13 protein-coding genes are annotated in these 9618 nt (G+C 70.7%); 11 read left to right on the top strand and 2 right to left on the bottom strand.

Translation table 11 applies throughout. The features are described from left to right. From VFW24_10230 to VFW24_10255, 6 genes are all read left to right on the top strand, one after another. Positions 1–659, top strand: a 659-nt coding sequence (locus VFW24_10230; protein ID HEX5267139.1) for a fumarylacetoacetate hydrolase family protein, incomplete at its 5' end; no start/stop codon positions are given. A gap of 26 nt (positions 660–685) precedes the next feature. After that, positions 686–931, top strand: coding sequence for a hypothetical protein (locus tag VFW24_10235; GenBank protein HEX5267140.1), 246 nt, complete (start codon positions 686–688; stop codon positions 929–931). A 14-nt stretch (positions 932–945) separates the two neighbouring features. Further along, the gene (locus VFW24_10240) at positions 946–2022 is read left to right on the top strand and encodes a hypothetical protein (GenBank protein HEX5267141.1); all 1077 of its coding nucleotides are present in this window, start codon (positions 946–948) and stop codon (positions 2020–2022) included. 44 nt (positions 2023–2066) lie between these two features. Then, entirely contained in the window at positions 2067–2345 is a 279-nt protein-coding gene (locus VFW24_10245; GenBank protein ID HEX5267142.1) for a hypothetical protein, read from the top strand. Positions 2346–2399: 54 nt separating this feature from the next. Further along, positions 2400–2588, top strand: a complete 189-nt coding sequence (locus VFW24_10250; GenBank protein ID HEX5267143.1) for a hypothetical protein — start codon at positions 2400–2402, stop codon at positions 2586–2588. A 25-nt stretch (positions 2589–2613) separates the two neighbouring features. Continuing rightward, positions 2614–3414: an SDR family oxidoreductase gene (locus VFW24_10255; GenBank protein ID HEX5267144.1), complete on the top strand. Its 801-nt coding sequence runs from the start codon at positions 2614–2616 to the stop codon at positions 3412–3414. Between the two features lie 29 nt (positions 3415–3443). On the opposite strand, the gene VFW24_10260 is transcribed toward VFW24_10255, so the two are convergent. Beyond that, on the bottom strand, positions 3444–4574 hold the full coding sequence (locus tag VFW24_10260) for an LLM class flavin-dependent oxidoreductase (protein HEX5267145.1): 1131 nt from the start codon (positions 4572–4574) through the stop codon (positions 3444–3446). Positions 4575–4673: 99 nt separating this feature from the next. Here VFW24_10260 and VFW24_10265 point away from each other — a divergent pair, with 99 nt between their 5' ends. Beyond that, on the top strand, positions 4674–5501 hold the full coding sequence (locus VFW24_10265; GenBank protein ID HEX5267146.1) for a mycofactocin-coupled SDR family oxidoreductase: 828 nt from the start codon (positions 4674–4676) through the stop codon (positions 5499–5501). Positions 5502–5540: 39 nt separating this feature from the next. Here the strand turns inward: VFW24_10265 and VFW24_10270 are convergent, their stop codons facing one another. Further along, positions 5541–6014, bottom strand: coding sequence for a nitroreductase/quinone reductase family protein (locus tag VFW24_10270; protein ID HEX5267147.1), 474 nt, complete (start codon positions 6012–6014; stop codon positions 5541–5543). A 118-nt stretch (positions 6015–6132) separates the two neighbouring features. On the opposite strand from VFW24_10270, the gene VFW24_10275 reads away from it, so the two are divergent. The 4 genes from VFW24_10275 to VFW24_10290 form a co-directional block, all read left to right on the top strand. After that, positions 6133–6795 (top strand): TetR/AcrR family transcriptional regulator, encoded by a 663-nt coding sequence (locus tag VFW24_10275; GenBank protein ID HEX5267148.1) that lies wholly within the window; start codon positions 6133–6135, stop codon positions 6793–6795. Further along, positions 6792–7655 carry an LLM class F420-dependent oxidoreductase gene (locus VFW24_10280; GenBank protein ID HEX5267149.1) on the top strand — a complete coding sequence of 288 codons (864 nt, stop codon included), beginning with the start codon at positions 6792–6794 and terminating at the stop codon, positions 7653–7655. The genes VFW24_10275 and VFW24_10280 overlap by 4 nt, the downstream gene beginning before the upstream one ends. A 119-nt stretch (positions 7656–7774) precedes the next feature. Further along, positions 7775–9067 (top strand): ABC transporter substrate-binding protein, encoded by a 1293-nt coding sequence (locus VFW24_10285; GenBank protein HEX5267150.1) that lies wholly within the window; start codon positions 7775–7777, stop codon positions 9065–9067. A gap of 50 nt (positions 9068–9117) precedes the next feature. Further along, positions 9118–9618, top strand: a 501-nt coding sequence (locus VFW24_10290; GenBank protein ID HEX5267151.1) for a hypothetical protein, incomplete at its 3' end; no start/stop codon positions are given.

Genomic DNA, 9618 nt, shown 5'->3' on the forward strand with positions numbered 1-9618 from the left:
CTCCGTCCAAGGTCTTCTGCGTCGGGCTCAACTACCTCCGCCACCTGCTGGAGACCGGCCGGGGGGCGGAGGCGCCGTCCCACCCGACCCTGTTCGCCAAGTTCGCCGACGCCCTGACCGGGCCGTTCGACGACGTGGTGCTGCCGGCGGCGTCGGCGGGCGTCGACTGGGAGGCCGAGCTGGTGGTCGTCGTGGGGTCCACCGTCCGCGCCGCCGACCGGAGGGCGGCGGCGGGGGCCATAGCCGGCTTCACCGTCGGCAACGACGTCAGCATGCGCGACTGGCAGCGGCGCACGACCCAGTGGCTCCAGGGCAAGACGTGGGAGGCGTCGTCCCCCGTCGGGCCGTTCCTGGTCACCCTCGACGAGCTCGGCGGTCCCGCCCCCGACCTGGCGATCTCGTGCCGGGTCGACGGGGAGACGATGCAGGACGCCCGGACGTCGGACCTGCTCTTCGATCCCGTCGACGTGGTCGCCTACGCCAGCACCGTGACCACGCTGCGGCCCGGAGACCTCATCTTCACCGGCACGCCCGACGGGGTCGGCGGGGCGCGCCAGCCTCCTGTGTTCCTGGAGGACGGCCAGGTGGTGACGACCCGCATCGAAGGGGTGGGGGAGATGGTGAACCGGTTCGTGGCCGAGAAGCCGGCCGCCGGGTAGTCCCGCCGGATCGTTACGATCTCACTGTGCCCCCCGCCGCCGACGTCGAAGAGGCCCTCCGGCCCATGGCGGCGCTCCTCGAGGCCGACGGCTACCGGCTGGCCGTCAGCCAACCCGAAGGGGCGCCGGTCCGCCTCGAGGTGGTGCCCGGCCCGGATGCGTGCGCCGAATGTCTGGTTCCGAAGGAGATGTTCGCGTCCATCGCTCTCGACCATCTGGCCCGGGCCGGCCTGCACTCGGCGCTGGAGATCCGCTACCCGGCCGACGGCTGACGGCCGGCGACGTCATGGCCGGAACGACCGACGCCCGCGACGAGGTGGAGGACCTCGTCGAGCTGACCGGGGAGTCCCCCGAGGAGCTCTACGCCGTTCTGGCGGAGAACGGGTGGGGGGACGGGCTCCCGGTCGTGGCGCCCACGCCCGAGCGGGTCGACGCCATGCTGGCGGGGTACCCCGGACGGCCCGACGAGGTCCTGGCCGTCCTTCCGCCCCGGTCGGGCGCGGCCACCCCGCGCACGATTGCGGTGAACGCGGTGATGGCCGGATGCCCGCCTCCGGTCTTCCCCGTCCTCATCGCCGCTGTCCGGGGCATCGGTCGGCCCGAGTTCAATCTCCGCGGCGTCCAGGCCACGACCCACTCGGTGGCGGTGATGGTCGCGGTGCACGGCGATGTCGTCGACCGGGCCGGGTACAACGCCGGCTTCGGGACGTTCGGCCCGGGATGCCGGGCCAACGCCACGACCGGACGGGCCATCCGCCTGCTGCTGCTGCATGTCGGCGGGGGCCGGCCCGGGGACGGGGACGCGTCCACCCAGGGTCAGCCGGCCAAGTACACGTACTGCTTCGCCGAGAACGGACCGGCCAGCCCGTGGCCGCTGTATCCGCGCAGCCGAGGAGTGGAGGCGCCGAGCGCGGTCACGGTGGCGGCGGTCGAGGGGCCGCACAACAGCCACGACATGTGGTCGACGCGGCCGGCCCCGATATTCGAGAAGATGGCGTCGGTCATGACGACGCTCGGGTCCAACAACGCCCCGATGATCGGGGCGGAGATGTTCGTGGTGCTCTGCCCCGAGCACGCCGCCCAGGCGGCCAACGACGGCTGGTCGCGCCAGGACGTGCAGCTGTTCCTCTACGAGCGCGCCCGCCTGCCCCAGAGCGTCTGGCTCCGCCACCACCCGGACCGCTGGAGCCTGGGTGCGCCCTGGGCCGCCGACGTCGACGACCCCGACCGGCTGATGCCGATGGTCAGCCCCCCCGAGCACATCCGGGTCATGGTGGCGGGAGGGCCCGGGAAGCACTCGTGCGTGATCCCGTCGTGGGGGACGATCAGCCAGAGCGCGACCGTCCCGGTCGAGACGTGGTGACCCGCCCGATCGAAACCCGGCCGACAACGACAAGGAAGGAAGCCATGACCGTGATCATCCGTCCCGACGGGACCGTGGTCGATCAGGCCCACCGCCTGGCCCCGCCCCGGCGGGTGCTGGCCGGGGCCCGGATCGGTGTGCTCGACAACCGCAAGCCCAATGCCGGCGTGCTGATGGGCTTCGTGGCCGAGCGGCTGGCGGAGCGGGCGGGTGGTCCCGTCCCCGTGGTCCTGACCAAGAACGCGGCCCAGCCTGCTCCCCAGGAGGTGATCGACGAGCTGGTCCGGGAGGTCGACCTGGTCCTGACCGGCAGCGCCGATTGAGGCTCGTGCACGTCGTGGAGTGTCCACGACCTCGCCCAGCTGGAGGACGCAGGTGTGCCGACCGTGGTGCTCACCACGACGGGGTTCCTCAACCTGACCGAGCAGGTGGCCCGGGCCATCGGCCTGCCCGAGGCCCGGATCGTCGTCGTCCCTCACCCCATCGGCGGCATCGAGGAGCCGGCGGTGCTGGAGCGCGCCCGGGGCATCGTCGAGGAGGTGCTGGCGCTCTGGACCGGCCCGTGACGGGGCGGGCCCGGCGGGGCCGGCCGTGAGCCTCACCATCGACCTCGCTGGGCGCGGCGCCCTCGTCACCGGGGCGGGGGCGGGGATCGGGGCCGAGGTGGCCCGCTGGCTGGCCGGGGCCGGGGCCGCGGTGGCGGTGGCCGACATCCGCGAGGAGCACGCCCGCGCCGTGGCCGACTCGATCGGGGCCGAGGGAGGCCGGGCGGTGGCGGTGGCGGCGGACTGTCGCGACGACGCCCAGATCGAGCGCATGGTGGGCGAGGCGACCGCCGCCCTCGGTGGCCTCGACGTGGCCGTCAACAACGTCGGCAACCCGGCCGGGCGGCCCCTCGCCCCGGTAATCGAGATGGACGGCGCCTACTGGCGCGACGTCGTGGACCAGAACCTGGTGCTGACCGCGCTGTGCGCCGCCGCCGAGGCCCGGGTCATGACGGCCCAGGGCCGGGGCGGGGTGATCATCAACGTCAGCTCCGGCGAGACGACCCGGCCGTCCCCCCACCTCGGCTCCTACGGGGCGGCCAAGGCCGCCATCAACCACCTCACCCAGACCCTGGCCGTGGAGCTCGGGCCCTCCGGCATCCGGGTGGTCGCCATGGCGCCGGGGACCACCCTCACCGAGCATGTCCGCGCCGCCTTCGACGACGAGCACGTGGCCGCCATCGTGCGCTCCAACCCGCTGCGCCGCATGTCGGAGCCCGACGAGCTGGGCCGGCTGGCGGTGTTCCTGGCGTCGGACCTGGCCCGCTGCATCACCGGGCAGCTGATCCTGGCCGACGCCGGCGCCCATCTCTCCCGCAGCCGGCCGGGGGTGACCGGCTCGACCTGAGCCCGGCGGGGCCGCCGGCGCCGGCCGGGTCAGGCCTTGGCCGCCGCCTCCCGCTGCCGGGTGGTGCGGTGCACCGGGTCCTTGTCGATCTTGGGGATGACGTGCTCCCCGATCAGGCGGATGGTCTCGAGCATCTGGTCGTGCTCCTGCATGCCCGTGCCGAAGACCAGCTGGTCGGCCCCGGCCGCCTCCCAGCGCCGGCACTGCTCGAGGGCCTCGTCAGGGGTGCCGCACACCAGGCCCACCGTGGCCATGTCGTTCACCTGCTCCCGGGTGAAGTCGGGGATCACACCCGGCCACGGCGGCACCCAGTCGGGGTGGGGGAAGGTGTCGTGGTAGCGGTAGACGTTGCTCTGGAGGTAGGTCATGGCCGAGCCCACCGCGTTCTGGTACGCCGTCTCCCGGTCCTCGTTCACGAACGCCGTGGTCGTCACCATGATGTTGTCGTTGACGTAGGCCCCGACCGGCTCGGCGTTGGGGATCTCCTTCTTGTAGGCGTCCATCACCGGGGCCAGCTCGTCGATGGCGCCGACCGAGAACCCGAGCACGCCCAGGCCCTTGTGGGCGGCCATGGCGTAGCTGCTGGTGTTGCCCGCCGCGTACCACATCGGCGGATGGGGCTTGTGGAGCGGCTTGGGGAGGATCTTGCGGGGAGGCAGCGACCACCACTTGCCCTCGAACCCCTGGTACTCGTCCTGGAGCCACATCTTGGAGAACTCCCCGATGGTCTCCTCCCACATCTCCCGGGTGGCGGTGGTGTCGGTGATCCCGTCCCGGTGCAGGAAGCCCAGGATCTCGTGGCTGCCGGCGCCCCGGCCGGTCCCGAACTCGAACCGGCCGTTGGAGAGGTGGTCGAGCATGGCCGCCCGCTCAGCCACCTTGGCGGGGTGGTTCACCTGGGCCAGGGGGTTGAAGATCCCCGAGCCGAGATGGATCCGGGTGGTGGCGTGGGCCAGCCAGCCCAGCACCACGTCGTTGGCCGACAAATGGGAGTATTCGTCGAGGAAGTGGTGCTCGGTCACCCAGACGTACTTGAACCCGGCCTGGTCGGCGGCCTGCACCACCGCCAGGTCGTTCATCAGGGCGTGGTGCTCGGCGTCGGGGTCCTGGTCCCGGCGGAACTGCGGCGTGAACATCTGGATGAAGACCCCGAACTCCATGTCAGGCTTCCCTCCGGGTCCGCGAGTAGGAGACGAAGGTCAACCTACGGATCGGCCCCTCCGGCGTCAACAGAGGAGGCGAGGACGAAGATGGGACAGTTGGACGGACGGGTCGCACTCATCACCGGGGCGGCCCGCGGCCAGGGCCGGGCCCACGCCGTGACCCTGGCGCGGGAGGGTGCCGACATGGTCCTGTGCGACCTCTGCGACGACCTCCCGGCGGTCACCTACCGCCTCGGGACCGACGACGACCTCAAGGCCACGGTGGCCCTCGTCGAGGAGCAGGGCCGCTCGGCCCTGGCGGCGCGCTGCGACGTCCGGGACCCCCGCCAGGTCGAGGAGGTGGTGAGCCTGGCTCTCGACGCCCACGGCCACATCGACATCCTCCTCGCCAACGCCGGCGTCAGCGGGGGCCATCCCGTGCAGAGCGTGACCGACGAGGAGTGGGAGCAGTTCATCGGCACCAACCTGACCGGCGTCTTCCATTCCATCCGGGCCGTGGTCCCCCACATGATCGAGCGGCGCTACGGGCGGATCGTCGCCACCACCTCGATGATGGGCCGGATGGGCTCAGCGCACCTGGCCGCCTACGTCACCTCGAAGTGGGGCGTGATCGGCCTGGTCAAGGCGTCGGCGCTCGACCTGGCGAGCTTCGGCATCACCGTCAACGCCGTGGCGCCGGGGAATATCGACACGCCGATGATCCACAACGAGGGCCTGTACCGCACGGTCCGGCCCGACCTCGAGCAACCGGGCGCCGACGACGTGGCCCCCTACCTCCAGATGCTGCACGCCCAGCCCGTCCCGTGGCTGGCGCCGGAGGCGGTCAGCGAGGCCATCCTCTTCCTCGTCGGACCGTCGTCGACCCACATCACCGGTGCGGTCCTCGACGTGAGCGCGGGCGCCTCGGGCCGCTTCACCGCCTGACGAGCGGCGCCGCTCCGCCTGCCCCGACGATGCGGGCGCTCAGGCGGGGCGGCGCTCCACCAGGCGGACGAGGGGGATGCGCCGGTCGGTGCGGGACTGGTAGTCGTTGTACCAGGGCCGGTCGGCGGTGAGCCCGGACCACGTCCGGTCGTAGTCGTCCCCGTCGAGGACCTCGGCATCGGACCAGAACGAGCCGCCCTGCACCCGGACCAGCACCTCGGGGTTGGCGGCCCGGTCGCTCAGGTTCAGGTACCAGGACGGATGCTGGGGCGCGCCGGAGAACGACGCCACGACCACCCGGTTCCCGTCGGGGTCGCGCCAGAACGGGAGCGCCACCTTGTGCTCGGTGCCCGAGCGGCGCCCGACCGTGCGCAGGATCACGTGGTGCATGCCCGCCAGGACCCAGGCCTGGTCCTCGTCGGTGGACTCCATGAACGCCACGTGGTTCCGGCTGATGCCGGGAATCTCCTCGCGCGGGGGCTCGACGAACGGCTCGGCTTCCTGTCCGGACATGGGGCCGAGAGTAGCCATCGTGGCTACACTCCGCGCTGGCGTGGCCAGGGCCCGGAGAGCGGTATAGACGTTGCCTGCACAGACTCGGAGGGGACAGGAAGCCCGCCGACCCCGCGGCATGGACAGCGAGGAACGCTGGGAGGAGATCCTGGCTGCTGCCTCCCAGATCTTCCTGGAGAAGGGGTACGAAGCGGCCAGCGTGCAGGACATCGCCTCCGCCGTAGGCATCCTCAAGGGCAGCGTCTACTACTACATCAAGACCAAGGAGGACCTGCTCTACGAGCTGGTCCGTCGGGCTCAGGCGGAGCGCATGGACGTCCTCGACGAGGACCGCGCACTTCGGGGCGCGCCCGCGCCGGAGAGGCTGCGCGCCTTCATCGGCCGGTGGATGGCGGAGACCGAACAGCAGCGGGTCTGGAACATCGTGGCCGAACGGGACTTCCGCAAGCTCAGCTCCCGCCGGCTGAAGACGGTGATCGAACGTCGGGACCGCTTCAGCGGCTTCGTGAAGGCGATCATCGACGACGGGGTCGGAGAGGGCCGGTTCGATCCCGACGTCGACACGTCGGTGGCAACCAACACCATCTTCGAGCTGATGAATACCAGCCGGATGTGGTACCAGCCCACCGGGAGGCTGTCGCTGGTCGAGATCGGCGACTGGTACGCGACGTTCGTGATCCGGGGCCTCGGCGGCCCGGACTGGACGGCGGAGAAGGACCGAGTTCAGGTCCCGGCCCGCAACGGGAGCCGCCGTCGGACCCGGAAGGAGACGAGCACATGAAGTTCGGACTGCCGCTGTTCGGGGTGAGCCCGCGTTACTACCCGGATGTGGCGCGGATAGCGGAGGGCAACGGCTTCGAGTCGATCTGGCTACCCGAGCACCTCGTCCTGCCCGAGCCGATCCCGCCCACCTACCTCTACTCGGACGACGGCTACCCGCCGATCACCTCCGCCACGCCGGTCTATGACCCGTGGGTCATGCTCGGGGGGATCGCCACGGTGACATCGACGCTGCGACTTGCCACCCAGGTGTACATCCTGCCGCTACGTCACCCGATCGTCACGGCCCGGTCGGTCGTGAGCCTCGACCGCCTGTCTGGCGGCCGGGTGACGCTCGGGATCGGGGTGGGGTGGTGCGAGGAGGAGTTCGAGGCGGTCGGCCAGTCGTTCCGGAACCGCGGGCGGCGCGCCGACGAGATCATCGGCATCCTGCGCCGGCTGTGGCGCGACGAGGTCATCGAGCACCGGGGCGAGCACTACGGCTTCGGGCCGGTGCGCTTCGAGCCCAAACCGCTTCAGAAGCCGGGGATCCCGATCGAGGTCGGAGGTACCTCTCCGGGGGCCCTGAGGAGGGCCGGGGTCCTCGGGGACGGATGGGTCGAGACGGGTGAACCGGACATCGCGGCGTTGGCCGCCAAGCTCGAGATCATCAACCGGCACCGGCAGGAGGCGGGACGGGGCGGGCTCCCCTTTGAGGTGACGACCGGGCTCGGACGGGATCTCGACAGCATCCGGCGCTGCCAGGAGGCCGGGGTGACCCGGGTGATAGCCGGGCCCCCCGCCAGGAACGCCCGGCTCACCGTGGAGGAGATCTCGGACTGGGCCAAGCGCTTCGCCGACGAGGTCATGGGCGCCGTCTGAGCCCCGGAGCGCCGGACGTCGCTCCCCTCGGCTGATCCTCGTTGCCTTGGGGCCGACCCCGCCGTATATTCCATGTTCGTTACCAACCAACCGGTCGTTTGCCAGGGGGGAACCGACCCATGAAACGTCCCGCTCCACGTCTCGGGCGCGCCGCCGCGGCACTGGCCGTGGTTCCCGTCCTGGTCCTCAGCGCCTGTGGTTCGAGCTCGAGCAGCGGCTCGGCCGGTTCCGGCTCGTCGAGCAACACCACTACGGCGAACGAATCGGCCAAGGGCCCCTACACGTTCCTGTACTCCGGGGACTTCACCGGGGCCACCCAGACCTACACCCAGGCCGAGGTGGCGGGGCTCAAGATCGCCGCCTCGGAGATCAACGCCAAGGGCGGAATACTCGGGCGCCAGATCAACATCGTCACCGACAACGACCAGAACGACCCGACCACGGCCGTGAACCTGCTCGAGCAGAAGCTCTCCTCGGGAACGAAGATCGATGCCATGTACCCGGGTGGTTCGTCGGAGGTCACCCAGGCTCTGCTCCCGATCACCACCCGGAACAAGATCCTGACCGTCGACGCCACCTCGGACCCGACCCTCAACAACCCGTCGAAGTTCCCGTACCACTTCGGTGACTCGGAGTCGGTGGCGCAGACCATTCCTCCCTTCGTGAAGCTGGCGCAGTCGAAGGGCTGGAAGAAGGTGGCCGTCATCTACGGCAACGACACCACGGGCCAGGCGGTGCAGTCCGGCTACGCGTCGGCCCTGAAGAAAGTCGGCGTGGACACGGTCACGGCCGCCTATCAGGACTCGTCGCTGGACATGACGCCGCAGCTCTCCTCGCTGCAGTCGAACCACCCCGACGCCCTGATCATCTCGTCCTACGGGGTTCCCAGCATCTACGTGATCAAGAGCCGCGCCCAGATGGGCTGGTTCTCCACTCCGGCCTACGGGGACCTGATCACCTCGGCCATGCCGCTGGCGAAGCTCCTGCCGCCGGCCGCGCTCAAGAACTACTTCGCCCAAGCCTCGGTGACGACGCTGGCGTCGAACGCCGATGCGGCCAAGGATCCCGCTCTGCAGCGGATGATCTCCGACGCCAAGGCCATGGGATACTCGGCCCAGCTCTCCGGCGTGGGGGCGGGCCTGTTGGGGGTGGGCTTCAACGTGCTCGAGCTGATCAACTACGCCGCCGTGCAGGCGCACTCGACCGACGGGCCCACGGTGGCCAAGGCGCTGGAGCACCTGAAGCAGCCCTCGGGCCCCTACCCCCCCTGGGTCGTCTACTTCGGGAAGTACGGGGGCTTCAAGTTCACCACGAGCAACCACTTCCCGACCGTCAACGTGGCCAACTTCGCCTACGTCCCGCCCGGCAACAACAACGCCGACGGCCTGCTGGTGCCGGGCACCGGCTCCTGAGCGCACCCTCGCCCGGCTCCCGAGCCGGCTGAGCCGATGACGGCGGCACCGTGACGACGGTCTGGTCGGGCCTGTCCATCGGCGCCCTGTACTGCCTGGTCGCCATCGGCTACAACGTCGTGCTGCTGGCGTCGGGGATGTTCAACTTCGCCTACGCCCAGCTGGTGATGCTCGGCACCTACATGGCCTACGTCGCCACGTCGGTGCTGGGCCTGCCGGTGATCGCGGCGGTGCCGTTCGGCGGGGCGGCGGTGGCCATCATCGCCGTGCTCGAGCAGCGCATCGCGATCGCTCCGCTGACGGCGCGCCACGGGGACCACCACCAACCCGCCCTCATCACGACCGTCGGCGTGGCGGTGATCATCGACGGGATCACGAGCAAGGTCTGGGGGTCCCAGGCCAAGCCCATCCCGGATCCGATCCCGGGGGGCACCCTCCAACTGCTCGGAGGCCGGGTGGGGCGGGGGGACCTGCTGCTGATCGGCCTGGTCCTCGTGGTCGGGATCGGACTGCACCTGTGGTCACGCAAGACAATCGGGGGCCTGGCGTCG

The organism is Acidimicrobiales bacterium (assembly GCA_036273495.1).
Classification (GTDB): Bacteria; Actinomycetota; Acidimicrobiia; order Acidimicrobiales; family JAJPHE01; genus DASSEU01.

What these genes read in the sequence shown, in the direction of transcription:
- VFW24_10280 (HEX5267149.1), top strand. Translation starts at nt 6,792, where the DNA reads ATGAAGTTCGGACTGCCGCTGTTCGGGGTGAGCCCGCGTTACTACCCG.
- VFW24_10245 (HEX5267142.1), top strand. Translation starts at nt 2,067, where the DNA reads ATGACCGTGATCATCCGTCCCGACGGGACCGTGGTCGATCAGGCCCAC.
- VFW24_10260 (HEX5267145.1), bottom strand. Translation starts at nt 4,574, where the DNA reads ATGGAGTTCGGGGTCTTCATCCAGATGTTCACGCCGCAGTTCCGCCGG.
- VFW24_10240 (HEX5267141.1), top strand. Translation starts at nt 946, where the DNA reads ATGGCCGGAACGACCGACGCCCGCGACGAGGTGGAGGACCTCGTCGAG.
- VFW24_10275 (HEX5267148.1), top strand. Translation starts at nt 6,133, where the DNA reads ATGGACAGCGAGGAACGCTGGGAGGAGATCCTGGCTGCTGCCTCCCAG.
- VFW24_10270 (HEX5267147.1), bottom strand. Translation starts at nt 6,014, where the DNA reads ATGTCCGGACAGGAAGCCGAGCCGTTCGTCGAGCCCCCGCGCGAGGAG.
- VFW24_10285 (HEX5267150.1), top strand. Translation starts at nt 7,775, where the DNA reads ATGAAACGTCCCGCTCCACGTCTCGGGCGCGCCGCCGCGGCACTGGCC.